The 25,292-nt window shown below is 46.9% G+C and carries 13 protein-coding genes, 2 tRNA genes and 5 rRNA genes; 16 read left to right on the forward strand and 4 right to left on the reverse strand.

Annotated elements, in window-relative coordinates:
• Nucleotides 1-83 precede the first annotated feature (83 nt).
• Together K08M4_RS00250 and rarD are read right to left on the reverse strand one after the other, a co-directional pair.
• Nucleotides 84-878: a helix-turn-helix transcriptional regulator gene (locus K08M4_RS00250; protein ID WP_017081539.1), complete on the reverse strand. Its 795-nt coding sequence runs from the start codon at nucleotides 876-878 to the stop codon at nucleotides 84-86.
• A gap of 86 nt (nucleotides 879-964) precedes the next feature.
• Complete coding sequence (gene rarD, locus K08M4_RS00255) at nucleotides 965-1,873, reverse strand: EamA family transporter RarD (protein WP_086048518.1); 909 nt, start codon at nucleotides 1,871-1,873, stop codon at nucleotides 965-967.
• 180 nt (nucleotides 1,874-2,053) lie between these two features.
• On the opposite strand from rarD, the gene recQ reads away from it, so the two are divergent.
• The 3 genes from recQ to K08M4_RS00270 all read left to right on the forward strand — a co-directional run bounded on the left by recQ (nucleotide 2,054) and on the right by K08M4_RS00270 (nucleotide 5,235).
• A complete protein-coding gene (recQ, locus tag K08M4_RS00260; RefSeq protein ID WP_086048519.1) occupies nucleotides 2,054-3,892 on the forward strand; it encodes an ATP-dependent DNA helicase RecQ in 1,839 nt (612 codons plus the stop codon).
• Between the two features lie 80 nt (nucleotides 3,893-3,972).
• Complete coding sequence (locus K08M4_RS00265) at nucleotides 3,973-4,284, forward strand: DUF3630 family protein (protein ID WP_009848192.1); 312 nt, start codon at nucleotides 3,973-3,975, stop codon at nucleotides 4,282-4,284.
• 279 nt (nucleotides 4,285-4,563) lie between these two features.
• Complete coding sequence (locus K08M4_RS00270) at nucleotides 4,564-5,235, forward strand: 7-cyano-7-deazaguanine/7-aminomethyl-7-deazaguanine transporter (protein WP_004736638.1); 672 nt, start codon at nucleotides 4,564-4,566, stop codon at nucleotides 5,233-5,235.
• A gap of 101 nt (nucleotides 5,236-5,336) precedes the next feature.
• Here K08M4_RS00270 and gppA read toward each other — a convergent pair whose 3' ends face one another.
• Both gppA and rhlB read right to left on the reverse strand, forming a co-directional pair.
• Entirely contained in the window at nucleotides 5,337-6,830 is a 1,494-nt protein-coding gene (gene gppA / locus K08M4_RS00275) for a guanosine-5'-triphosphate,3'-diphosphate diphosphatase (RefSeq protein WP_086048520.1), read from the reverse strand.
• Nucleotides 6,831-6,836: 6 nt separating this feature from the next.
• Nucleotides 6,837-8,147, reverse strand: a complete 1,311-nt coding sequence (gene rhlB, locus K08M4_RS00280) for an ATP-dependent RNA helicase RhlB (RefSeq protein ID WP_086048521.1) — start codon at nucleotides 8,145-8,147, stop codon at nucleotides 6,837-6,839.
• A 111-nt stretch (nucleotides 8,148-8,258) separates the two neighbouring features.
• Between rhlB and trxA the strand changes: the two genes are divergently transcribed.
• The 13 genes from trxA (at nucleotide 8,259) to K08M4_RS00350 (ending at nucleotide 25,258) form a co-directional block, all read left to right on the forward strand.
• The gene (gene trxA / locus K08M4_RS00285) at nucleotides 8,259-8,585 is read left to right on the forward strand and encodes a thioredoxin TrxA (protein ID WP_004736635.1); all 327 of its coding nucleotides are present in this window, start codon (nucleotides 8,259-8,261) and stop codon (nucleotides 8,583-8,585) included.
• Between the two features lie 199 nt (nucleotides 8,586-8,784).
• Nucleotides 8,785-10,044: a transcription termination factor Rho gene (gene rho / locus K08M4_RS00290; protein WP_029222011.1), complete on the forward strand. Its 1,260-nt coding sequence runs from the start codon at nucleotides 8,785-8,787 to the stop codon at nucleotides 10,042-10,044.
• 110 nt (nucleotides 10,045-10,154) lie between these two features.
• Nucleotides 10,155-11,150 (forward strand): hypothetical protein, encoded by a 996-nt coding sequence (locus K08M4_RS00295; protein ID WP_086048522.1) that lies wholly within the window; start codon nucleotides 10,155-10,157, stop codon nucleotides 11,148-11,150.
• Between the two features lie 98 nt (nucleotides 11,151-11,248).
• Complete coding sequence (gene ubiD, locus K08M4_RS00300) at nucleotides 11,249-13,090, forward strand: 4-hydroxy-3-polyprenylbenzoate decarboxylase (RefSeq protein WP_086048523.1); 1,842 nt, start codon at nucleotides 11,249-11,251, stop codon at nucleotides 13,088-13,090.
• A complete protein-coding gene (locus K08M4_RS00305; protein WP_017081534.1) occupies nucleotides 13,087-13,356 on the forward strand; it encodes a 2Fe-2S iron-sulfur cluster-binding protein in 270 nt (89 codons plus the stop codon). The genes ubiD and K08M4_RS00305 overlap by 4 nt, the downstream gene beginning before the upstream one ends.
• A gap of 20 nt (nucleotides 13,357-13,376) precedes the next feature.
• Nucleotides 13,377-14,090, forward strand: coding sequence for an NAD(P)H-flavin reductase (gene fre, locus K08M4_RS00310; protein WP_004736628.1), 714 nt, complete (start codon nucleotides 13,377-13,379; stop codon nucleotides 14,088-14,090).
• A gap of 609 nt (nucleotides 14,091-14,699) precedes the next feature.
• Nucleotides 14,700-16,254 (forward strand): 16S ribosomal RNA (locus K08M4_RS00315).
• A gap of 389 nt (nucleotides 16,255-16,643) precedes the next feature.
• A 23S ribosomal RNA gene (locus K08M4_RS00325) occupies nucleotides 16,644-19,537 on the forward strand.
• A gap of 122 nt (nucleotides 19,538-19,659) precedes the next feature.
• Nucleotides 19,660-19,775 (forward strand): 5S ribosomal RNA (gene rrf, locus K08M4_RS00330).
• Nucleotides 19,776-20,232: 457 nt separating this feature from the next.
• A 16S ribosomal RNA gene (locus tag K08M4_RS00335) occupies nucleotides 20,233-21,787 on the forward strand.
• A 67-nt stretch (nucleotides 21,788-21,854) separates the two neighbouring features.
• A tRNA-Ile gene (locus tag K08M4_RS00340) sits at nucleotides 21,855-21,931 on the forward strand.
• Nucleotides 21,932-21,952: 21 nt separating this feature from the next.
• Nucleotides 21,953-22,028 (forward strand) — tRNA-Ala (locus tag K08M4_RS00345).
• Between the two features lie 336 nt (nucleotides 22,029-22,364).
• Nucleotides 22,365-25,258: ribosomal RNA gene (locus K08M4_RS00350) — 23S ribosomal RNA — on the forward strand.
• The 16S, 23S and 5S rRNA genes sit together here with 2 tRNA genes alongside, the layout of an rRNA operon.
• Nucleotides 25,259-25,292 lie beyond the last annotated feature (34 nt).

The following is a 25,292-nucleotide window of genomic DNA, read 5'->3' on the forward strand; positions in this document are numbered from 1 at the left end:
CGTTGCCGCTATTTTTTAATAAGTAATCGTATTGAGCGTAGCTTACCGTGATTTGAAATCGAGCAATTGTAAATTATCAACACTTAGTTGATTTGTGACGGTGGGACGCCGAACGTGGTTTTGAAAGCCTTAGAGAAGTGTGCTTGATCATAGAAGCCTACTTGATGCGCGACCTTGGTACCGCATATCCCAGACTTAATCAGACGCATGCTCTGTTCCATACGTAAACGGCTCAGCCATGCATAAGGCGTAATGCCCATTCTGTTTTTAAAATGGCGTTGGAATTGAGTCGTGGTTAAACCACACAACTCAGACAATTGTTCTAATCGCACTGGTTGATCCAAGTTTGCCATCAAGTAGTCTTTTAGCGTATCAATCGATTGATTACCCAGTTTGATGTCACTCTTCGATCCAAATTTCGCATAACGATCGACAATCGTCGAGAACCCTTCGAAAGGTAAGCAATCTTGAGCGAGCTGGCTGATGTTTTGATGGATTAATAGGCCGTGTAAGTTGCGCAATTGTGAAAATGCAGCTTGATCGGAGAGGATCAACTCAGAAAAGCCTAATGTGTGACCATTTTGCTTGGGATCGGCAAGATCTTGAAACCATTGGGGAGACACGGCAAACACACTGACTTGATAACCCGAATCGAGCTTGGAGTGCCCATCATGCAACTCATCGGGTGGCATGATAACAACTTGGCCAGCACCAACATTATGGCTCGTCCCTTTATAGACGAATTTCTGCTGTCCTTGGGTAATTAAGCCAATGTGAAAGTCCAAATGATAGTGGCGCTGAAAGGCAAACTCTTGGTACTGAGCTTGGATCAGGCTGATATCTTCTGTTGGGGTAGAGTAGTAGTGGACTTTATCCATGGTACAAAAAAGCTTGGTCAAATAGTCATCAATTCAACCAAGCTTATCTTCGTATTAAGGGATTGTCTTGTAAAAAACGATCAGTGTTATTGCTTAGCGCGTTTGTTCTTCTTGTTGTTACGTAGGCCATCAAAGCTGAAAATCACCAGAGCGCCCCAAATAAAGGCGAAGGTAATCGCTTTATCTGAAGTAAAGGCTTCACCGTAAATCAGAACCGCCAGTAAGAACATTAAGCTTGGGCCGATGTACTGGAAGAAACCGAGTGTCGATAGCTTCAAGCGGGTTGCAGCGCCAGTAAAACAAAGCAGTGGAACCGTGGTGATCACACCTGCTGCAACCAATAATAGATTGAGTTGCATTGGGTTCATCGAGAAATCTGACGTTGCGCTGTCTGCGATAAACAATAAGTACGTTGCAGCGATAGGCAGCATCACCAGCGTCTCAATGAATAAGCCAGTTTGAGCTTCCAAGCTCACCTTTTTACGTAACAAGCCATAGAAACCAAAGCTGAAGGCTAGGGCAATGGCAACGATCGGCACAGAGCCAAACGCGATCAATTGAATTATCACGCCAATCGCAGCAAGACTAACGGCAAACCATTGAAGCTTGCGTAAGCGTTCGCCAAGGAAGAACATCCCGAGCAACACATTAATCAGCGGGTTGATGTAATAGCCTAAGCTGGCATCTAGCATGTGATTGGAGTTCACCGCCCAAATGAAAATAAGCCAGTTGGCGCCCACTAAAATCGAAGTGGCGACTAAATAAAGCATTTTGGGCTTGGAGGTGAGGGTGTCTCGAACCTTACGCCAGCCACGACTCATGTGCAGTAGAAAAGCGAGTAGGAAAAAAGACCATACTACACGGTGGCTAAGAATCTCAAATGGGGATACTTCACTTAAAGATTTGAAATATATGGGAGCGATTCCCCACATGGTGTAAGCGCCGACGGCAAGCAAAATTCCCTGTCGCGTACGTTGTTGTTCTTCCTGTGTCATGTAACTTTCTCTAGCCCTGAGTGCTTATTAATAAGATTTATAAAGAGAGTTGGTCAGTATAGGAGCGTTAACCCTTTTCACCTAACAATTTGCGGTTTAATTCGCCAGCGTTCCCCTCTACAATGTGCGCCTTGCTTGCCAATGCTGCAGGCTGACTTTATACCTTGATTAGGAACCACAATGACCGCCACTCTGATTGCTGAGCAAACACCAACTCCCGCGAATGATGCGCAAACCATCTTGCAAGATGTGTTCGGCTATCAAAGCTTTCGCGATGGTCAGCAAGAGGTCATTGATTTGGCCGTTGAGGGCAAAGACAGCTTGGTGATTATGCCAACCGGTGGCGGTAAATCTCTGTGTTACCAAATCCCGGCTTTGGTTCGTGAAGGGCTGACTCTGGTTATCTCACCGCTGATTTCGTTGATGAAAGACCAGGTTGATCAGCTGAAAGCTAACGGTGTCGCGGCAGAGTGCATTAACTCGTCGATGCCGCGAGAGAGCCTGATCTCGGTCTTTAATCGTATGAACTCAGGTCAGTTGAAAATGGTGTATGTCTCGCCAGAGCGCGTGTTGATGCGTGACTTTATCGAGCGTCTACAAGGTTTACCGCTTTCGATGATTGCGGTCGATGAAGCGCACTGTATCTCTCAGTGGGGACACGATTTCCGCCCTGAATATGCATCATTAGGCCAGCTTAAACAGTATTTTCCGCATGTGCCTTATATGGCGCTAACGGCAACCGCTGATGATGCAACGCGCAAAGATATTATCTCGCGTTTGCAGTTGGTGGATCCGCATACGCATTTAGGTAGCTTCGATCGCCCTAATATTCGTTACAACTTGGTTGAGAAGCATAAGCCCGTGTCACAGGTGGTTCGCTACCTAGAAACACAGAAAGGCAATTGCGGCATCATCTACTGTGGTAGTCGCAAGAAAGTGGAGATGGTGACCGAGAAGCTGTGCAATAACGGTATTCGCGCTGCGGGTTACCATGCTGGCATGGATACCGACGAACGTGCTTACGTTCAAGAAGCTTTCCAACGTGATGATATTCAGATCGTGGTAGCGACTGTGGCCTTCGGTATGGGTATCAATAAACCCAACGTGCGCTTTGTGGTGCACTTTGATATTCCACGCAATATCGAATCTTACTATCAAGAGACTGGCCGTGCGGGTCGTGATGGCTTGCCTGCAGAAGCGATGATGCTGTTTGACCCGGCTGATATGGGTTGGCTACGTCGTATGCTGGATGAGAAAGAAGAAGGTCCGCAGAAACAAGTTGAGATGCATAAACTTAACGCGATGAGCGCCTTTGCCGAAGCGCAAACGTGTCGTCGTCAGGTACTGCTCAACTACTTTGGTGAATATCGTGATAAGCAATGCGGCAACTGTGATATCTGTCTAGATCCCCCCAAGCACTTTGATGCGACCCAAGAGGCGCAGAAGGCGTTGTCTTGTGTGTATCGTGTTAATCAGTCATTTGGTATGGGCTACGTGGTGGAAGTGATGCGTGGTATGCAAAATATCCGCGTCCGAGATAATGGTCACGATAAGTTGTCTACTTACGGTATTGGCCGCGATCATAGTCACGACTACTGGATCAGTATCTTCCGTCAGCTGATTCACAAGGGCTTGTTGTTCCAGAACATCACTCGTAACTCGACGTTACAGTTAACCGAAGAAGCACGTCCGTTACTGCGCGGAGAGATGTCTTTGGAGCTGGCTGTGCCTCGTTTAGATACAGCAGTGCGTAATGCGAAGTCCGATAAACTGAGCAGTAAGAACTACGATAAGAAGCTGTTTGCCAAACTGCGTAAGCTGCGTAAGTCGATTGCTGATGAAGATGGCTTGCCACCTTATGTGGTATTCAGTGATGCGACGCTGATTGATATGGCTGAAATCCTACCCACATCTTATGGTGAGATGCTGGCAGTGAATGGTGTCGGTCAACGCAAACTCGATAAGTACGCTGATCCATTCTTAGATTTGATTCAAGAACACATCACCACACACGGCTAATTGGCTGATTGCTAGTTTTCAGAAGCGTTTAGCTTATAAGAACGGTTAGTTCATAGAAAAAGAATAAGGTTGATAGGGACATGACAACACCAACAGAATTTGGCTTAAGAGAATATTTGGCTGAGGAAGGACGTTTATTGATTACGTCTCCAAGTTTTGATTTTGATTCTTACGAAGTGTTAGGTGAAAAGCTGGTGGCATTGCTGTCCGCTTCTGTTGTTGAAAAACAATGGGACGCTGACATGCACTCTTGGTTGATTGATTTTGAAGACTGTCGAATGTTCTTAAAGTCTGAGCATTACAGCGAATCAATTTGGTTTGAGTCGTTAAACGCTGAAGAAAGCCGAGAAGAGTTCGATTATCTCGCGACGCTTTTCAAGCGTGGCTTCTAACTTCAAGCATGGTTTCTAACGTTTAGCATAGCTTCTAAAAATATCGCTTTAAAAAACAGATCTTCTAGTGTCATTCACTAATTAAAGTGAGGATAAACGTTTGCGTTTGTTCTCACCATTGCAGCCAATAGTGATTAATGTATAATCGCCCGCCGCTCAATAGAGCAAATTATAGAAACATTTTTAATTCACATTATTGGTAAGAGCTTTCTTAGTTTATTTGAAGAAATGACTCGATTTGGGTTCCCTCACCCCCAAACCAAACTAAAAAGGTACAGCATGAGTAATTTTACCCCTGCGCAACAGCGCAAAGCCCTAGCACTATTAGTTTTGTTCCATTTGGTGATTATTGCGTCAAGCAACTATCTGGTTCAGCTACCTTTTACCGTCTTCGGTATGCACACCACTTGGGGTGCTTTCACTTTCCCGTTTATCTTCCTAGCGACCGATCTCACAGTACGCATTTTTGGCGCGCAGCTTGCTCGTAAAATCATTTTCTTAGTGATGTTGCCTGCACTGGCCGTTTCTTATTTATTGTCTGTTGTGTTCTTTGAAGGTTCATTCCAAGGCTTTAGTCAACTAGGCGAGTTCAACCTGTTTGTTGCACGCATCGCAGCGGCAAGCTTCATGGCTTATTTGCTCGGTCAGATTTTGGATGTGCATGTGTTCAACCGCTTACGCCAAATGAAGCAATGGTGGGTTGCGCCAACGTGTTCGACACTTTTTGGTAATGCCATTGATACCATCGCGTTCTTTGCGATTGCCTTCTACCAAAGCCCAGATCCATTCATGGCTGAGCACTGGACTGAGATTGCGTTGGTTGATTACGGATTCAAACTCATCATTAGCTTAGGTTTGTTCGTGCCTATGTACGGTGTGCTTCTTAATTACGTGGTTAAGAAGTTAACCGCAGTGAACCCTGATTTTAAAGCGACAGGTGTTAACGCTTAAGTTTGAGATTTGTAACACAAAGCATTAATGCAGCGATAAGAAAAAGCCCAAGTTAGTCTACTAACTTGGGCTTTTTTAATTTCTAGCATCAGATACTAATATCAGAGGCATTCAATATTCAATGGCCAGCCAATATCGGTTTGGCGGTTCGATTCGATCTCTAGCTCAGCAGCGGTCAGCGGGTTGTCTGCTAGCCATTGCTTAGAAAGCGTTAAGGTCAGGTTGTTACCATCGGTTGCAAGCTTAAATTCAGGCTCTAGCGCTGGATTGCGACGGTGAGTCAGCAAAATAGCTAAGCGCAGGATTCGCAAAATACGCTTGCTACTGGTGCCTGAGACTGCATGTTGCTCAGGCAATGAGGTTAACTGTTCACGGTAGCGGCGAGTTAACTCACCCAAGTAGTGCTTTTGCGCTCGAGTAAAGCCAGGCAGGTCTAAGTTCTGCAGTAGGTAAGCGCTGTGTTCGCCGCCTTTTTTGAAATCAATGGTTAAACCAATCTCATGAAGCTTAGCCGCAGTTTGCAATAGCACACCTGCTTGAGGTTCAAAAACCCATGTTTCGGCGCCCGCTTGCTCTAATAGAGTTTGTGCGACTACAGCAACTTGTTCGCCGTAGCTTACGTCCATTTGATAGCGTGATTGAACACTCTTAATGGTGCGAGCACGAATATCTTCTTGGCGAAGTTCATCCACCATCTCGTAGGCTAGGCCTTCACGGAGTGCACCGCCTGCGAGTGTCATTGAATCGATTTCAAGCAGCTCAAAAATCGCGATAAGAATAGAAAGACCACTTGGGAACACGAGTGCGCGCTCAAGGGTTAAGCCTTCAATCTCAAGCTCTTCTAAGCGCTCGGTAATCATTGCTTGTTTTTGTAGACGCTTAAGTTTGGCATGAGTAATGACTTCATCCATGCCTTGCGCCAACATGATTTCTTGCAGTGCTTGAACGGTACCACTGGCACCAACACACACATCCCATCCGATATCAGTGTAGCTATCTAGGATAGGAGCCAACGTAGACTTAGCCGCTTCAATGGCATTGTTGAAGTTGGTTGCGGTTAATTGGCGATCTTTAAAGTGGCGTTCAAGCCAAGTAACACAACCCATCTTTAGGCTGGTTAAGGCTTTGGCTGAGAAACCTTCACCGATGATCATCTCGGTACTTGCACCACCAATATCAACCACTAGTCGGCGGCCGCTGCCACCAGAAGTGTGTGCTACGCCTTTATAGATAGTCGCAGCTTCTTCTTCACCAGAGATAACATTGATGTCGTAACCAAGGATCTGGTTCGCTTTCTCGAGAAATATATCCACATTGATAGCGGTACGTAGGGTCGCTGTACCAACAATGCGGATATTTTCTTTCGGAATATCTTGCAGTCGCTCTGCAAAGAGACTCAAACAGTCCCAACCGCGCTGCATGGCTTCAGTACTAAGCGCATTATTTTCATCTAAGCCTGCTGCTAAACGCACTTTACGCTTAATCTTAGCCATGGTTTGTACGCTGCCATCGATGTGACGCACAACGAGCATATGAAAACTGTTCGACCCGAGGTCGATTGCAGCATAAAGCGGGGGTGACACTGTTTGACTCATAAGCGACTAAGCTTCCTTGTTATGACGCGGTTGGCGTGGGCGACGGTTCTGGTTTGGTTTACGGTTACCGTTGCGTGGGCCATTGTTGTTCGAGCGGCGTTGTTGAGGGTTACGTGTACGTAAGCGCATCGGTGCTGGCAGATCTTCTAGTAGTGCAGAAGCATCGTAGTCAGACATTGGGATAGCATGCTCAATGTATTCTTCGATTGGTGGCAAGTTGATTGCGTAATCTTCACAAGCAAAGCTGATCGAGTGACCGCTTTCACCAGCACGACCTGTACGACCGATACGGTGAACGTAATCTTCGCAATCATCAGGTAGGTCGAAGTTGAATACGTGTGTTACTTGAGGAATGTGTAGGCCACGAGCTGCAACATCAGTTGCGACAAGAAGGTCAACATCACCTTTGGTGAACTGCTCAAGAATCTTCTCACGTTTCTTCTGAGGAACATCACCAGTTAGCAGGCCTACACGGTGACCATCGGCAGCCAAGTGGCCCCAAACTGATTCACATTTGTGCTTCGTGTTAGCGAAGATGATTGCGCGATCTGGCCATTCTTCTTCGATTAACGTTTGTAGAAGAGCCATCTTATGTTCGTTAGAAGGGTAGAACAGCTCTTCTTGAATGCGGTGACCTGTTTTACGCTCAGGCTCAACAACCACGTGCTCTGGGTTGTGCATGTGCTCGAACGCCAGCTCTTGTACACGGTAAGACAGCGTCGCAGAGAACAGCATGTTCAGGCGATCTTTAGGCTCAGGCATACGGCGGAACAAGAAGCGAATGTCTTTAATAAAGCCCAGATCAAACATACGATCGGCTTCATCAAGCACAACAGCTTGAATGTGGTTAAGGTTAAATACCTTTTGCTTGTAGAAATCGATGATACGGCCAGTAGTACCAATTAAGATATCTGCGCCTTCTTCGATCTTACCTAGCTGCTTGTCGTAGCTTTCGCCACCGTAAGCGAGTGCTGCTTTGATACCCGTGCTTTCAACCAGAGAGTCAGCATCGTTGTAGATCTGAATCGCGAGTTCACGCGTTGGTGCCATAATAATTGCACGTGGTTGGTTAGGCTTACGCCCTTCATGCTCAGGTGTTTTTAGCAGGTGGTTAAAAGTAGCAGTTAGAAACGCAAGCGTTTTACCAGTACCCGTTTGGGCCTGGCCTGCAATGTCTTGGCCGGTGAGCAGTACCGGGATCGCCAAGGCTTGGATAGGGGTACAATAATCGAACCCTTTTTTCTCCAATCCTTCAATGACTTGCGGAAGTAAATCCAAGTCGGCGAACTTTTGCTCTGTGATATGCGTCTTTTTCATTGCTATAGAATATCAGCTTAAGCTTGCAATACGAAAGTAAATACATTCCAATAGGGCATCTATTTACTGGTTATCATCCAACCAGTTCTAAAAAATACATTGGAGTGGAAGATGAGTGATAAGATTTTGCAGCTAACTGATGACGGTTTTGATAACGATGTAATCAATGCTGCAGGCCCTGTTCTTGTTGATTTTTGGGCAGAATGGTGTGGTCCATGTAAAATGATTGCGCCGATTCTTGATGAAATCGCAAACGAGTACGAAGGCAAGCTCACAATCGGTAAATTAAATATTGACCAAAATGCTGGAACTCCACCAAAATTTGGTATTCGTGGCATTCCAACTCTGCTTCTTTTCAAAGATGGCGGCGTAGCAGCAACTAAAGTTGGTGCATTGTCTAAAACTCAACTTAAAGAGTTCCTAGACGCTAACCTATAATCAGGTCAGCATTTGAAAAGAAACCGCGCAGTTAACAAATGCGCGGTTTTGTTTTTTCTAAGCTATGGACTAGTCTTAGTTTTAGTGCTAATTTATCGCACGTTAATTGAACAAATTCTCTTCTTGGTCGAGCCTGTGACCAAATCCTTCTTAACTTAAGAAAACAGATCCTATTTTGACTAAACAAACTTCCACCACTATGAATCTTACTGAACTGAAGAACAGACCTGTGTCTGAACTTGTTAAACTTAGCGAAAGCCTAGGTCTTGAAAATCAAGCTCGCCTAAGAAAACAAGACATTATCTTCTCCATCCTTAAAGCGCATGCAAAAAGTGGTGAGGACATCTTTGGTGATGGTGTTCTAGAAATTCTTCAAGACGGTTTTGGCTTCCTACGTAGCGGCGACAGCTCATACCTTGCTGGCCCTGATGATATTTATGTATCACCGAGCCAGATTCGTCGTTTTAACCTACGTACAGGTGACTCAATTGGCGGTAAAATCCGCCCACCTAAAGATGGCGAACGTTACTTTGCACTGCTTAAAGTAAACACGGTTAACTACGATAAACCTGATAACGCTCGCAACAAGATTCTTTTCGAAAACCTCACTCCTCTTCATGCCAACGAACGTATGGTTATGGAAGCGGGTAATGGTGCAACTGAAGATATCACTGCTCGTATTCTTGACCTTGCTTCTCCAATTGGTAAAGGTCAGCGTGGTCTGATTGTTGCTCCGCCAAAAGCGGGTAAGACAATGCTTCTGCAAAATATTGCTCAAAGCATTGCTCGTAACCATCCTGAGTGTGAACTAATGGTTCTACTTATCGATGAGCGTCCAGAAGAAGTAACAGAAATGCAGCGCCTAGTTAAAGGCGAAGTAATCGCATCGACGTTTGATGAACCAGCATCTCGCCACGTACAAGTAGCAGAAATGGTAATTGAGAAAGCGAAGCGTCTTGTTGAACATAAGAAAGACGTGGTCATCCTGTTGGATTCTATTACTCGTCTAGCTCGTGCTTACAACACTGTTATCCCTTCATCAGGTAAAGTTCTTACTGGTGGTGTTGATGCGAATGCTCTACATCGTCCAAAGCGTTTCTTCGGTGCGGCACGTAACGTAGAAGAAGGCGGTAGCTTAACTATCATCGCAACAGCACTAGTTGATACTGGTTCTAAGATGGATGAAGTTATCTACGAAGAATTCAAAGGTACAGGTAACATGGAACTGCACCTTAACCGTAAGATTGCGGAAAAACGCGTATTCCCAGCGATTGATTTCAACCGCTCAGGTACTCGTCGTGAAGAGCTTCTTACTAAGAGCGATGAACTACAGAAGATGTGGATCCTGCGTAAGATTGTTCACCCTATGGGCGAAACTGATGCAATGGAATTCCTTATCGATAAGTTAGCAATGACTAAAACGAACGATGAGTTCTTTGACGCAATGCGTCGTCAGTAGTCTTGATTAGCTGATAGTTATTAAAAAGCGCTGCCTTCGGGTGGCGCTTTTTATTTGCATTTTATGGCGACAGCTTGCAGAATGAGCAAAAGTGTTAAAAGGAAGTTAAAATGCAACATGGACTGTTGTCATCATTACTCCTGTCTACTTCACTGTTACTTTCCCCGGTCGGTATGAGCTATGCCACCGAGATGTCTCCAATTACAGTAGAGTCTTGGCTTGAGAATGATCAAGTAAAACTGAAAACTGCTGAATTACTCGAATTTGTCGTACGTGACGAAATTAATTCGCTGCGCTTCGCGCTTGAGCGTCTGACATTTCCCCAACAAGAAGTGGCTCGTTACCAACTCTTGAAGAAGCTCGAACAGCAAAAAATTGTCCTCACCCCCAAGATGTCTATCTTCATTGAGCAGCAACTCGCTATCACGCCAACTTACCAAGTTTTAGAGCGTGGAGATGGTTATGAGTTTACGGTACCTGCCTTTAATTACCCTTCGATTGCCAACCGGCTCATCAAACAGTGGCGCCAAGACCAGAAGACGCTGGTGTTTGTGTTAGATGCAGAGAAACAAGAACTCGACCTAAAAGAGTGGTTATCTGGATCTGAGCATCAAGTTCAAACACGAGAAGCATTGTTAATCAGAAAGCTAGACAGTTTGTCTCCTGAAGCGGTTGATTATCTGACTAAGCAACTCACGGCCTCCTCGATTGTTAGCTGGCTACCTTCTACTGAGGTGGTGGTTCGATTAGCGCAAGTGAGCGAAGACCCAGAGGTCTACAAGATTCTATGGCGAATGAAGGCCGATTATCATAGCCAAGCTGAGCTAGTCCGCCTTGCTGAAACCAAACAAGCGTTCGCACTTGAACAAGTAATGGCTGCGACTAAGAACCCTCGTTTGAAAGATGAAGCGATTACTTTGCTTACCAAGGTTAACCCGCTATCAGAAGAGGTGAAGGAGTTTCTTGTCTCTAGGATGGCGATTGCCGATGAAGCGCCATTAGTCGCCCGTGAATTAGCCAAACAAGGTCATACGCGATGGTTGCAAGATCTTGTAAATGATAACCCTCAGGTGAAGAGCTCTTTGATCGAGCAAGCATTACCGTAAAGTGGATTTTGCCTCTCAATAACCACACTAAAAAGGGGGATCTCAGCGTCACCCTTTTTGATATACTGAGCGCAGAATAATCAGCATGTAGAAGTCCTATGAGTTTTAAAGATTTACGTGATTTTATCGACCATCTTGAAAGTATTGGTCAGTTGAAACGCATTTCTCACCCAGTCGATCCAGACTATGAAATGACCGAGATTAGCGACCGTACTCTACGTGCTGGTGGCCCGGCTCTTTTATTTGAAAATCCAATAGGCTATGACATGCCTGTTTTAACCAATCTATTTGGTACACCTAATCGTGTGGCTATTGGTATGGGTCGTCAGGAAGTGAAAGAACTGCGTGAAGTGGGTAAGTTGTTAGCTTACCTAAAGGAACCTGAGCCACCAAAAGGCTTTAAAGACGCTCTCGATAAACTGCCGGTGTTTAAACAAGTCTTAAATATGCCAGCTAAACGTCTTCGTAAAGCGGCATGCCAGCAAGTGGTGTGGCAGGGGGATGACGTCGACCTAGATAAAATCCCCGTGATGAGCTGTTGGGCCGACGATGTCGCGCCATTGCTAACATGGGGATTAACGGTTACTCGCGGTCCTAATAAGAAACGCCAAAACTTAGGCATCTATCGCCAGCAAAAGATCGGTAAGAATAAAGTCATTATGCGTTGGTTAGCCCACCGTGGTGGAGCGCTTGATCTGCGTGATTGGATGGAAACTAACCCAGGTAAACCATTCCCAGTTTCTGTAGCGTTTGGAGCAGACCCTGCCACCATTCTTGGTGCGGTTACGCCAGTGCCGGATACTTTATCGGAATACGCGTTTGCAGGCTTACTACGCGGTAGTAAAACTGAGGTTGTTAAATCAATCAGCAATGATTTAGACGTTCCTGCAAGTGCGGAAATCGTGATGGAAGGTTACATCGACCCGAATGAGTTCGCGGACGAAGGGCCTTACGGAGATCATACTGGTTACTACAACGAGAAAGAAAAGCACCATGTGTTCACTGTTACTCATGTAACCATGCGCGAAAACCCTATCTATCACAGCACCTATACTGGCCGTCCACCTGATGAGCCTGCGGTATTGGGTGTTGCGTTAAATGAAGTGTTTGTTCCTATTCTTCAAAAGCAGTTCCCAGAGATTGAAGATTTCTATCTACCGCCTGAAGGTTGTTCATACCGAATGGCAGTAGTAACCATGAAGAAGCAATACCCAGGTCACGCTAAGCGAGTGATGATGGGTGTATGGTCTTTCTTACGCCAATTCATGTACACCAAGTTTGTATTGGTGTGCGATGAAGATGTGAATGCACGAGACTGGTCTCAAGTGACCGCTGCTATGTGTGAACATATGGAACCGTCACGCGATAGCTTGATGATAGAGCACACGCCAATCGATTCATTGGATTTTGCATCACCCGTGGTTGGGTTAGGCTCTAAGATGGGCTTAGACATCACTAAGAAGTGGGATGCCGAGTTAGCACTATCGCCAGATATCGAATCAGCACCTGTAAATAGTGAACATATAGAGGGCAGCTTAGCTGAGTTAACCAAGACTCAACCTGAAATTATTGATATTCACCTGCAAAACGATAATGCCAACATGGTTGTGGTGTCTATTGATAAGCAAGCTGCAGGTAATGGTAAGAAAATCATGGAAGCGGTTTGGTCTCAATTTGATGAGAACAAGTTTGTTATCGTGTGTGACGGCGATGTCAACGTGAGTGATTGGAATGACATTATTTGGGCGGTGACCACAAGAATGGATCCGGCCAGAGATACGTTGTTCCTACAGAATGAAACAGGACACTCAAAAATGGGTCTAGATGCGACCAATAAGTGGGAAGGCGAATGCCTGCGTGAGTGGGGTGTTCCAATCACAAAAGATCCTGATGTCGTTAAAAAGATTGATAGCATCTGGGAACAGCTAGGAATTTCATGAGCTACCAAGTAGTCTTATACCCAGAAAACATCAGTTTTACCGTAGAAAAAGGGCAAACGGTCTTGGATGCTGCGCTCAACAGCGATATCTATTTCCCAAACCGTTGCCAAGTCGGCGCATGCGCGATGTGTATGTGCAGAAAATTAGAAGGGCAAGTGAGTTACCATCTTGAACCCATGCTCACAGAGAAAGAGCAGCAACAAGGCTGGATTTTTGCTTGCCAAGCATTTGCAGAAAGTAATTTAGTTCTAACCTTTGCCGATTAAGGGTTAGTAAGAGGAAGAACATGACTATTAAATGTAAAGTGAAGTCTATCGAGCCTTTGGCTTGTAATACTTACCAAATCCTACTTCACCCAGAAACACCGGTCGCTTTTAAAGCGGGCCAATATCTGATGGTTGAAATGGGCGAGAAAGATAAGCGTCCATTTTCGATTGCAAGCAGCCCTTGTCGCCATGAAGGCGAGCTTGAGTTACACATTGGTGCAGCTGAGCACAATGCTTACGCATCAGAAGTCGTTGAGGCAATGAAGAAAGCGCAAGCTGAAGATGGCGATATAGCTATTGATGCTCCGCACGGTGATGCGTGGGTTAAAGAAGAAAGCGATCGTCCTCTGTTACTCATTGCTGGTGGTACTGGCTTTAGCTACGTGCGCTCTATTCTCGATCACTGCATCGCGCAGAACAGTAAAAAAGAGATTCATCTATACTGGGGTGCAAAAGATGAGTGTCAGCTGTATGCGAAAGAAGAGCTTGTCGACATTGCAGCAAAACACAGCAATGTGCATTTTGTACCAGTAGTAGAAGAAGCACCTGAAGTTTGGAACGGCCAAACGGGTAATGTATTAGAAGCCATCACGCAAAGTTTCGAATCATTAGCTGATTTCGATATCTACATTGCGGGTCGTTTCGAAATGGCAGGCGCTGCAAGAGACATGTTTACTCAGAATAAAGAAGCAAAGCGTGACCATATGTACGCAGATGCTTACGCATTTATCTAAGAATTCTTTTGGATTTTGAGCAAAAAGAGAGCAGAAATGTTCTCTTTTTTCTGTTTAGGTGAACTATTAGGCAGTTAACCCCTATTTATTCATTTTTTATGAAAAAGTAGTTGCTAAGCTGAGTGGGTTCCCTATAATGCGACACCACTGAGACGGCAGACGCCACAAGGCTTCAGCAACAATCAGTCAGACGGAAAGCGACAAAAAATTAATTTTCAAAAAGTGTTTGACACTGAATGTTAATTCGCTAGAATGGCCGTCCACTTAGAGAGGCTCCTTACTTAAAAGGAACGCTCAACAAGTGAAGCTCTTTAACAATTTAAACCTATCAATCTGTGTGGGCACTCGTTGATGAATATCAAAGCGTTATTGGTTCTTTTTCGAAAGAACGTAATAACAGTTACTTCGGTAACAAACTTGATTTCAATGAACTGAGTGACCAATACGAATAACTTCGGTTATTTGGCACAGTCAATTCATTACCATTCTGTTCCTATTTATTTAAGAAGAGAGGGGTAATAGCTTTAGAATTACATGTTCTTTGTTTATTTTCGAATAGGCGAATGAATATTAGTTTTGAAGTCAGTATTCGTTGAGTCACAAAATCTTAAATTGAAGAGTTTGATCATGGCTCAGATTGAACGCTGGCGGCAGGCCTAACACATGCAAGTCGAGCGGAAACGACAACATTGAATCTTCGGAGGATTTGTTGGGCGTCGAGCGGCGGACGGGTGAGTAATGCCTAGGAAATTGCCTTGATGTGGGGGATAACCATTGGAAACGATGGCTAATACCGCATAATGCCTACGGGCCAAAGAGGGGGATCTTCGGACCTCTCGCGTCAAGATATGCCTAGGTGGGATTAGCTAGTTGGTGAGGTAATGGCTCACCAAGGCGACGATCCCTAGCTGGTCTGAGAGGATGATCAGCCACACTGGAACTGAGACACGGTCCAGACTCCTACGGGAGGCAGCAGTGGGGAATATTGCACAATGGGCGCAAGCCTGATGCAGCCATGCCGCGTGTATGAAGAAGGCCTTCGGGTTGTAAAGTACTTTCAGTTGTGAGGAAGGGTGTGTAGTTAATAGCTGCGCATCTTGACGTTAGCAACAGAAGAAGCACCGGCTAACTCCGTGCCAGCAGCCGCGGTAATACGGAGGGTGCGAGCGTTAATCGGAATTACTGGGCGTAAAGCGCATGCAGGTGGTTCATTAAGTCAGATGTGAAAGCCCGGGGCTCAACCTCGGAACTGCATTTGAAACTGGTGAACTAGAGTGCTGTAGAGGGGGGTAGAATTTCAGGTGTAGCGGTGAAATGCGTAGAGATCTGAAGGAATACCAGTGGCGAAGGCGGCCCCCTGGACAGACACTGACACTCAGATGCGAAAGCGTGGGGAGCAAACAGGATTAGATACCCTGGTAGTCCACGCCGTAAACGATGTCTACTTGGAGGTTGTGGCCTTGAGCCGTGGCTTTCGGAGCTAACGCGTTAAGTAGACCGCCTGGGGAGTACGGTCGCAAGATTAAAACTCAAATGAATTGACGGGGGCCCGCACAAGCGGTGGAGCATGTGGTTTAATTCGATGCAACGCGAAGAACCTTACCTACTCTTGACATCCAGAGAAGCCAGCGGAGACGCAGGTGTGCCTTCGGGAGCTCTGAGACAGGTGCTGCATGGCTGTCGTCAGCTCGTGTTGTGAAATGTTGGGTTAAGTCCCGCAACGAGCGCAACCCTTATCCTTGTTTGCCAGCGAGTAATGTCGGGAACTCCAGGGAGACTGCCGGTGATAAACCGGAGGAAGGTGGGGACGACGTCAAGTCATCATGGCCCTTACGAGTAGGGCTACACACGTGCTACAATGGCGCATACAGAGGGCAGCAAGCTAGCGATAGTGAGCGAATCCCAAAAAGTGCGTCGTAGTCCGGATTGGAGTCTGCAACTCGACTCCATGAAGTCGGAATCGCTAGTAATCGTGAATCAGAATGTCACGGTGAATACGTTCCCGGGCCTTGTACACACCGCCCGTCACACCATGGGAGTGGGCTGCAAAAGAAGTGGGTAGTTTAACCTTTCGGGGAGGACGCTCACCACTTTGTGGTTCATGACTGGGGTGAAGTCGTAACAAGGTAGCCCTAGGGGAACCTGGGGCTGGATCACCTCCTTATACGAAGATACTTACGATGAGTGTCCACACAGATTGATGGTTTAGATTTAGTTAAAGCCAGAGCTTTAATTAATAACGTAAGTTATTGATTAAAGCTTTTTGCTTTATGCTCTTTAACAATTTGGAAAGCTGACTGATTGATTACTTACGAGTAATTCAATCAAATTTAAAAGTTCTCAATGTTTATCTTTCATTAGATAAACACAACAAACACATTCAAGTGTCTTGTATTCGAATCAATGTTTACATTGATTCACAATTGAGTCCGGCAAACAGTTATCAGGAATTAACCCTTCTTGATGACAACCAAAAACCTTGGTTAGTTGCCATACGCTTATTTGTCTTCACTTTTTAAAGTGAAAGCAAATAGAAACCCTTTCGGGTTGTATGGTTAAGTGACTAAGCGTACACGGTGGATGCCTTGGCAGTCAGAGGCGATGAAAGGCGTAATAACTTGCGATAAGCCCAGATTAGGTAGTAATAACCTTTTGAGTCTGGGATTCCTGAATGGGGAAACCCACTTACATAAGTAAGTATCCTGTTGTGAATACATAGCAACAGGAGGCAAACCGGGGGAACTGAAACATCTAAGTACCCCGAGGAAGAGAAATCAACCGAGATTCCGAAAGTAGCGGCGAGCGAAATTGGATTAGCCCTTAAGCTTTTAATGATGCAGGTGAAGAGTCTGGAAAGTCTCGCAATAAAGGGTGATAGCCCCGTAACCGACACATCATAATCAGTGAAAACGAGTAGGGCGGGACACGTGATATCCTGTCTGAATATGGGGGGACCATCCTCCAAGGCTAAATACTACTGACTGACCGATAGTGAACCAGTACCGTGAGGGAAAGGCGAAAAGAACCCCTGTGAGGGGAGTGAAATAGAACCTGAAACCGTGTACGTACAAGCAGTAGGAGCACCTTCGTGGTGTGACTGCGTACCTTTTGTATAATGGGTCAGCGACTTAATTTTAGTAGCAAGGTTAACCGTTTAGGGGAGCCGTAGGGAAACCGAGTCTTAACTGGGCGTACAGTTGCTAGGATTAGACCCGAAACCAGGTGATCTAGCCATGGGCAGGTTGAAGGTTGAGTAACATCAACTGGAGGACCGAACCGACTAATGTTGAAAAATTAGCGGATGACTTGTGGCTAGGGGTGAAAGGCCAATCAAACCTGGAGATAGCTGGTTCTCCCCGAAAGCTATTTAGGTAGCGCCTCGGACGAATACTACTGGGGGTAGAGCACTGTTAAGGCTAGGGGGTCATCCCGACTTACCAACCCTTTGCAAACTCCGAATACCAGTAAGTACTATCCGGGAGACACACGGCGGGTGCTAACGTCCGTCGTGGAGAGGGAAACAACCCAGACCGCCAGCTAAGGTCCCAAAGTATAGCTAAGTGGGAAACGATGTGGGAAGGCTCAGACAGCCAGGATGTTGGCTTAGAAGCAGCCATCATTTAAAGAAAGCGTAATAGCTCACTGGTCGAGTCGGCCTGCGCGGAAGATGTAACGGGGCTAAGCTATACACCGAAGCTGCGGCTACGTATCTTAGGATATGTGGGGTAGGGGAGCGTTCTGTAAGCCGTTGAAGGTGGTCTGTAAGGGCTGCTGGAGGTATCAGAAGTGCGAATGCTGACATGAGTAACGATAAAGGGAGTGAAAAACTCCCTCGCCGGAAGACCAAGGGTTCCTGTCCAACGTTAATCGGGGCAGGGTAAGTCGACTCCTAAGGCGAGGCCGAAAGGCGTAGTCGATGGGAAACGGGTTAATATTCCCGTACTTCTTACAATTGCGATGGGGGGACGGAGAAGGCTAGGTGGGCCTGGCGACGGTTGTCCAGGTTCAAGTATGTAGGCGGGTGGTTTAGGTAAATCCGGACCACTACTAACGCTGAGATACGATGTCGAGCTACTACGGTAGTGAAGTCATTGATGCCATGCTTCCAGGAAAAGCCTCTAAGCTTCAGATTGTAAGGAATCGTACCCCAAACCGACACAGGTGGTCGGGTAGAGAATACCAAGGCGCTTGAGAGAACTCGGGTGAAGGAACTAGGCAAAATGGTACCGTAACTTCGGGAGAAGGTACGCTCTTATCAGTGAAGTCCCTTGCGGATGGAGCAGACGAGAGTCGCAGATACCAGGTGGCTGCAACTGTTTATTAAAAACACAGCACTGTGCAAAATCGTAAGATGACGTATACGGTGTGACGCCTGCCCGGTGCCGGAAGGTTAATTGATGGGGTTAGACTTCGGTCGAAGCTCTTGATCGAAGCCCCGGTAAACGGCGGCCGTAACTATAACGGTCCTAAGGTAGCGAAATTCCTTGTCGGGTAAGTTCCGACCTGCACGAATGGCGTAATGATGGCCACGCTGTCTCCACCCGAGACTCAGTGAAATTGAAATCGCTGTGAAGATGCAGTGTACCCGCGGCTAGACGGAAAGACCCCGTGAACCTTTACTACAGCTTGGCACTGAACATTGAACCTACATGTGTAGGATAGGTGGGAGACTATGAAACCGCGTCGCTAGATGTGGTGGAGTCGTCCTTGAAATACCACCCTTGTAGTTTTGATGTTCTAACGTTGGTCCCTGAATCGGGATTACGGACAGTGCCTGGTGGGTAGTTTGACTGGGGCGGTCTCCTCCCAAAGAGTAACGGAGGAGCACGAAGGTGGGCTAAACACGGTTGGACATCGTGTGGTTAGTGCAATGGCATAAGCCCGCTTGACTGCGAGAATGACAATTCGAGCAGGTGCGAAAGCAGGTCATAGTGATCCGGTGGTTCTGAATGGAAGGGCCATCGCTCAACGGATAAAAGGTACTCCGGGGATAACAGGCTGATACCGCCCAAGAGTTCATATCGACGGCGGTGTTTGGCACCTCGATGTCGGCTCATCACATCCTGGGGCTGAAGTCGGTCCCAAGGGTATGGCTGTTCGCCATTTAAAGTGGTACGCGAGCTGGGTTTAGAACGTCGTGAGACAGTTCGGTCCCTATCTGCCGTGGGCGTTGGAAAATTGAAAGGGGCTGCTCCTAGTACGAGAGGACCGGAGTGGACGAACCTCTGGTGTTCGGGTTGTCATGCCAATGGCATTGCCCGGTAGCTAAGTTCGGAATCGATAACCGCTGAAAGCATCTAAGCGGGAAGCGAGCCTTGAGATGAGTTTTCCCTGGCACTATAAGTGTCCTAAAGGGTTGTCGTAGACTACGACGTTGATAGGCAGGGTGTGTAAGTGCTGCGAGGCATTGAGCTAACCTGTACTAATTGCCCGTGAGGCTTAACCATACAACACCCAAGGGGTTTTGTGGACTCAATAGAAAGACAGACCTTGAATGCGTTTGAAGAGACTTTTAAATCAGTTTTCCGAATTATTAATTGCCGCTAATGCGTCAATTAAACAAAATTTGCTTGGCGACCATAGCATTGTGGACCCACCTGATTCCATGCCGAACTCAGAAGTGAAACACAATAGCGCCGATGGTAGTGTGGGGTTTCCCCATGTGAGAGTAGGACATCGCCAGGCTCCAAATTTATTTTCACTTTTTTAAAAGTGAAGACAAAAGTTCGACTTTGTCTATTTAATAGACAAGTCACCATAGAGTTCTAAGTTTTCTTAGAGCTTTATGTTGACTTTCAAAGTGGAAAGCGTATTATACGCGTCCTGCTTACGTGCTAAGGCACTGAAAGCGTTCTCTTTTTAGAGAACAAGCTCTTTAACAATTTAAACCTATCAATCTGTGTGGGCACTCGTTGATGAATATCAAAGCGTTATTGGTTCTTTTTCGAAAGAACGTAATAACAGTTACTTCGGTAACAAACTTGATTTCAATGAACTGAGTGACCAATACGTTTAACTACTTGTAGTTATTCGGCACAGTCAATTCATTACCATTCTGTTGGAATGGTAATAGCTTTAAAATTACACTCTTTATTTATAAAGAATAGTTTTGAAGTCAGTATTCGTTGAGTCACAAAATCTTAAATTGAAGAGTTTGATCATGGCTCAGATTGAACGCTGGCGGCAGGCCTAACACATGCAAGTCGAGCGGAAACGACACTAACAATCCTTCGGGTGCGTTAATGGGCGTCGAGCGGCGGACGGGTGAGTAATGCCTAGGAAATTGCCTTGATGTGGGGGATAACCATTGGAAACGATGGCTAATACCGCATAATGCCTACGGGCCAAAGAGGGGGACCTTCGGGCCTCTCGCGTCAAGATATGCCTAGGTGGGATTAGCTAGTTGGTGAGGTAATGGCTCACCAAGGCGACGATCCCTAGCTGGTCTGAGAGGATGATCAGCCACACTGGAACTGAGACACGGTCCAGACTCCTACGGGAGGCAGCAGTGGGGAATATTGCACAATGGGCGCAAGCCTGATGCAGCCATGCCGCGTGTATGAAGAAGGCCTTCGGGTTGTAAAGTACTTTCAGTTGTGAGGAAGGGTGTGTAGTTAATAGCTGCGCATCTTGACGTTAGCAACAGAAGAAGCACCGGCTAACTCCGTGCCAGCAGCCGCGGTAATACGGAGGGTGCGAGCGTTAATCGGAATTACTGGGCGTAAAGCGCATGCAGGTGGTTCATTAAGTCAGATGTGAAAGCCCGGGGCTCAACCTCGGAACTGCATTTGAAACTGGTGAACTAGAGTGCTGTAGAGGGGGGTAGAATTTCAGGTGTAGCGGTGAAATGCGTAGAGATCTGAAGGAATACCAGTGGCGAAGGCGGCCCCCTGGACAGACACTGACACTCAGATGCGAAAGCGTGGGGAGCAAACAGGATTAGATACCCTGGTAGTCCACGCCGTAAACGATGTCTACTTGGAGGTTGTGGCCTTGAGCCGTGGCTTTCGGAGCTAACGCGTTAAGTAGACCGCCTGGGGAGTACGGTCGCAAGATTAAAACTCAAATGAATTGACGGGGGCCCGCACAAGCGGTGGAGCATGTGGTTTAATTCGATGCAACGCGAAGAACCTTACCTACTCTTGACATCCAGAGAAGCCAGCGGAGACGCAGGTGTGCCTTCGGGAGCTCTGAGACAGGTGCTGCATGGCTGTCGTCAGCTCGTGTTGTGAAATGTTGGGTTAAGTCCCGCAACGAGCGCAACCCTTATCCTTGTTTGCCAGCGAGTAATGTCGGGAACTCCAGGGAGACTGCCGGTGATAAACCGGAGGAAGGTGGGGACGACGTCAAGTCATCATGGCCCTTACGAGTAGGGCTACACACGTGCTACAATGGCGCATACAGAGGGCAGCAAGCTAGCGATAGTGAGCGAATCCCAAAAAGTGCGTCGTAGTCCGGATTGGAGTCTGCAACTCGACTCCATGAAGTCGGAATCGCTAGTAATCGTGAATCAGAATGTCACGGTGAATACGTTCCCGGGCCTTGTACACACCGCCCGTCACACCATGGGAGTGGGCTGCAAAAGAAGTGGGTAGTTTAACCTTTCGAGGAGGACGCTCACCACTTTGTGGTTCATGACTGGGGTGAAGTCGTAACAAGGTAGCCCTAGGGGAACCTGGGGCTGGATCACCTCCTTATACGAAGATAGTCACGATGAGTGTCCACACAGATTGATTAGGTTTAAAAAGTAAAAGAGACGATATTGGGTCTGTAGCTCAGCTGGTTAGAGCGCTCGCCTGATAAGCGGGAGGTCGGTGGTTCGAGTCCACTCAGACCCACCAATATCGACTAGATACAAAGATGGGGCTATAGCTCAGCTGGGAGAGCGCCTGCCTTGCACGCAGGAGGTCTGCGGTTCGATCCCGCATAGCTCCACCATCTTTAAGTGTTTTTATTTGAAAATATTTAAAAATGGTTCATTAGTTTGAATCAAGCTCTTTAACAATTTGGAAAGCTGACTGATTGATTTACTTACGAGTAATTCAATCAAATTTAAAAGTTCTCAATGTTTATCTTTCATTAGATAAACACAACAAACACATTCAAGTGTCTTGTATTCGAATCAAACTAAGTTTGATTCACAATTGAGTCCGGCAAACAGTCATTGAGAATTAACCCTTCTTGATGACAACCAAAAACCTTGGTTAGTTGCCATACACTTATTTGTCTTCACTTTTTAAAGTGAAAGCAAATAGAAACCCTTTCGGGTTGTATGGTTAAGTGACTAAGCGTACACGGTGGATGCCTTGGCAGTCAGAGGCGATGAAAGGCGTAATAACTTGCGATAAGCCCAGATTAGGTAGTAATAACCTTTTGAGTCTGGGATTCCTGAATGGGGAAACCCACTTACATAAGTAAGTATCCTGTTGTGAATACATAGCAACAGGAGGCAAACCGGGGGAACTGAAACATCTAAGTACCCCGAGGAAGAGAAATCAACCGAGATTCCGAAAGTAGCGGCGAGCGAAATTGGATTAGCCCTTAAGCTTTTAATGATGCAGGTGAAGGCTCTGGAAAGTGCCGCAATAAAGGGTGATAGCCCCGTAACCGACACATCATAATCAGTGAAAACGAGTAGGGCGGGACACGTGATATCCTGTCTGAATATGGGGGGACCATCCTCCAAGGCTAAATACTACTGACTGACCGATAGTGAACCAGTACCGTGAGGGAAAGGCGAAAAGAACCCCTGTGAGGGGAGTGAAATAGAACCTGAAACCGTGTACGTACAAGCAGTAGGAGCACCTTCGTGGTGTGACTGCGTACCTTTTGTATAATGGGTCAGCGACTTAATTTTAGTAGCAAGGTTAACCGTTTAGGGGAGCCGTAGGGAAACCGAGTCTTAACTGGGCGTACAGTTGCTAGGATTAGACCCGAAACCAGGTGATCTAGCCATGGGCAGGTTGAAGGTTGAGTAACATCAACTGGAGGACCGAACCGACTAATGTTGAAAAATTAGCGGATGACTTGTGGCTAGGGGTGAAAGGCCAATCAAACCTGGAGATAGCTGGTTCTCCCCGAAAGCTATTTAGGTAGCGCCTCGGACGAATACTACTGGGGGTAGAGCACTGTTAAGGCTAGGGGGTCATCCCGACTTACCAACCCTTTGCAAACTCCGAATACCAGTAAGTACTATCCGGGAGACACACGGCGGGTGCTAACGTCCGTCGTGGAGAGGGAAACAACCCAGACCGCCAGCTAAGGTCCCAAAGTATAGCTAAGTGGGAAACGATGTGGGAAGGCTCAGACAGCCAGGATGTTGGCTTAGAAGCAGCCATCATTTAAAGAAAGCGTAATAGCTCACTGGTCGAGTCGGCCTGCGCGGAAGATGTAACGGGGCTAAGCTATACACCGAAGCTGCGGCTACGTACCTTAGGGTATGTGGGGTAGGGGAGCGTTCTGTAAGCCGTTGAAGGTGGTCTGTAAGGACTGCTGGAGGTATCAGAAGTGCGAATGCTGACATGAGTAACGATAAAGGGAGTGAAAAACTCCCTCGCCGGAAGACCAAGGGTTCCTGTCCAACGTTAATCGGGGCAGGGTAAGTCGACTCCTAAGGCGAGGCCGAAAGGCGTAGTCGATGGGAAACGGGTTAATATTCCCGTACTTCTTACAATTGCGATGGGGGGACGGAGAAGGCTAGGTGGGCCTGGCGACGGTTGTCCAGGTTCAAGTACGTAGGCGGAAAGTTTAGGTAAATCCGGACTTTCATTAACGCTGAGATACGATGTCGAGCTACTACGGTAGTGAAGTCATTGATGCCATGCTTCCAGGAAAAGCCTCTAAGCTTCAGATTGTAAGGAATCGTACCCCAAACCGACACAGGTGGTCGGGTAGAGAATACCAAGGCGCTTGAGAGAACTCGGGTGAAGGAACTAGGCAAAATGGTACCGTAACTTCGGGAGAAGGTACGCTCTTATCAGTGAAGTCCCTTGCGGATGGAGCAGACGAGAGTCGCAGATACCAGGTGGCTGCAACTGTTTATTAAAAACACAGCACTGTGCAAAATCGTAAGATGACGTATACGGTGTGACGCCTGCCCGGTGCCGGAAGGTTAATTGATGGGGTTAGACTTCGGTCGAAGCTCTTGATCGAAGCCCCGGTAAACGGCGGCCGTAACTATAACGGTCCTAAGGTAGCGAAATTCCTTGTCGGGTAAGTTCCGACCTGCACGAATGGCGTAATGATGGCCACGCTGTCTCCACCCGAGACTCAGTGAAATTGAAATCGCTGTGAAGATGCAGTGTACCCGCGGCTAGACGGAAAGACCCCGTGAACCTTTACTACAGCTTGGCACTGAACATTGAACCTACATGTGTAGGATAGGTGGGAGACTATGAAATTGCGTCGCTAGATGTGATGGAGTCGTCCTTGAAATACCACCCTTGTAGTTTTGATGTTCTAACGTTGGTCCCTGAATCGGGATTACGGACAGTGCCTGGTGGGTAGTTTGACTGGGGCGGTCTCCTCCCAAAGAGTAACGGAGGAGCACGAAGGTGGGCTAAACACGGTTGGACATCGTGTGGTTAGTGCAATGGCATAAGCCCGCTTGACTGCGAGAATGACAATTCGAGCAGGTGCGAAAGCAGGTCATAGTGATCCGGTGGTTCTGAATGGAAGGGCCATCGCTCAACGGATAAAAGGTACTCCGGGGATAACAGGCTGATACCGCCCAAGAGTTCATATCGACGGCGGTGTTTGGCACCTCGATGTCGGCTCATCACATCCTGGGGCTGAAGTCGGTCCCAAGGGTATGGCTGTTCGCCATTTAAAGTGGTACGCGAGCTGGGTTTAGAACGTCGTGAGACAGTTCGGTCCCTATCTGCCGTGGGCGTTGGAAAATTGAAAGGGGCTGCTCCTAGTACGAGAGGACCGGAGTGGACGAACCTCTGGTGTTCGGGTTGTCATGCCAATGGCATTGCCCGGTAGCTAAGTTCGGAATCGATAACCGCTGAAAGCATCTAAGCGGGAAGCGAGCCTTGAGATGAGTTTTCCCTGGCACTATAAGTGTCCTAAAGGGTTGTCGTAGACTACGACGTTGATAGGCAGGGTGTGTAAGTGCTGCGAGGCATTGAGCTAACCTGTACTAATTGCCCGTGAGGCTTAACCATACAACACCCAAGGGGTTTTGTGGACTCAATAGAA

Source organism: Vibrio syngnathi (assembly GCF_002119525.1).
GTDB lineage: Bacteria > Pseudomonadota > Gammaproteobacteria > Enterobacterales > Vibrionaceae > Vibrio > Vibrio syngnathi.

What these genes read in the sequence shown, in the direction of transcription:
- trxA (WP_004736635.1), top strand. Translation starts at nt 8,259, where the DNA reads ATGAGTGATAAGATTTTGCAGCTAACTGATGACGGTTTTGATAACGAT.
- K08M4_RS00250 (WP_017081539.1), bottom strand. Translation starts at nt 878, where the DNA reads ATGGATAAAGTCCACTACTACTCTACCCCAACAGAAGATATCAGCCTG.
- K08M4_RS00295 (WP_086048522.1), top strand. Translation starts at nt 10,155, where the DNA reads ATGCAACATGGACTGTTGTCATCATTACTCCTGTCTACTTCACTGTTA.
- fre (WP_004736628.1), top strand. Translation starts at nt 13,377, where the DNA reads ATGACTATTAAATGTAAAGTGAAGTCTATCGAGCCTTTGGCTTGTAAT.
- K08M4_RS00305 (WP_017081534.1), top strand. Translation starts at nt 13,087, where the DNA reads ATGAGCTACCAAGTAGTCTTATACCCAGAAAACATCAGTTTTACCGTA.
- recQ (WP_086048519.1), top strand. Translation starts at nt 2,054, where the DNA reads ATGACCGCCACTCTGATTGCTGAGCAAACACCAACTCCCGCGAATGAT.
- K08M4_RS00270 (WP_004736638.1), top strand. Translation starts at nt 4,564, where the DNA reads ATGAGTAATTTTACCCCTGCGCAACAGCGCAAAGCCCTAGCACTATTA.
- rho (WP_029222011.1), top strand. Translation starts at nt 8,785, where the DNA reads ATGAATCTTACTGAACTGAAGAACAGACCTGTGTCTGAACTTGTTAAA.
- K08M4_RS00265 (WP_009848192.1), top strand. Translation starts at nt 3,973, where the DNA reads ATGACAACACCAACAGAATTTGGCTTAAGAGAATATTTGGCTGAGGAA.
- rhlB (WP_086048521.1), bottom strand. Translation starts at nt 8,147, where the DNA reads ATGAAAAAGACGCATATCACAGAGCAAAAGTTCGCCGACTTGGATTTA.
- rarD (WP_086048518.1), bottom strand. Translation starts at nt 1,873, where the DNA reads ATGACACAGGAAGAACAACAACGTACGCGACAGGGAATTTTGCTTGCC.
- ubiD (WP_086048523.1), top strand. Translation starts at nt 11,249, where the DNA reads ATGAGTTTTAAAGATTTACGTGATTTTATCGACCATCTTGAAAGTATT.
- gppA (WP_086048520.1), bottom strand. Translation starts at nt 6,830, where the DNA reads ATGAGTCAAACAGTGTCACCCCCGCTTTATGCTGCAATCGACCTCGGG.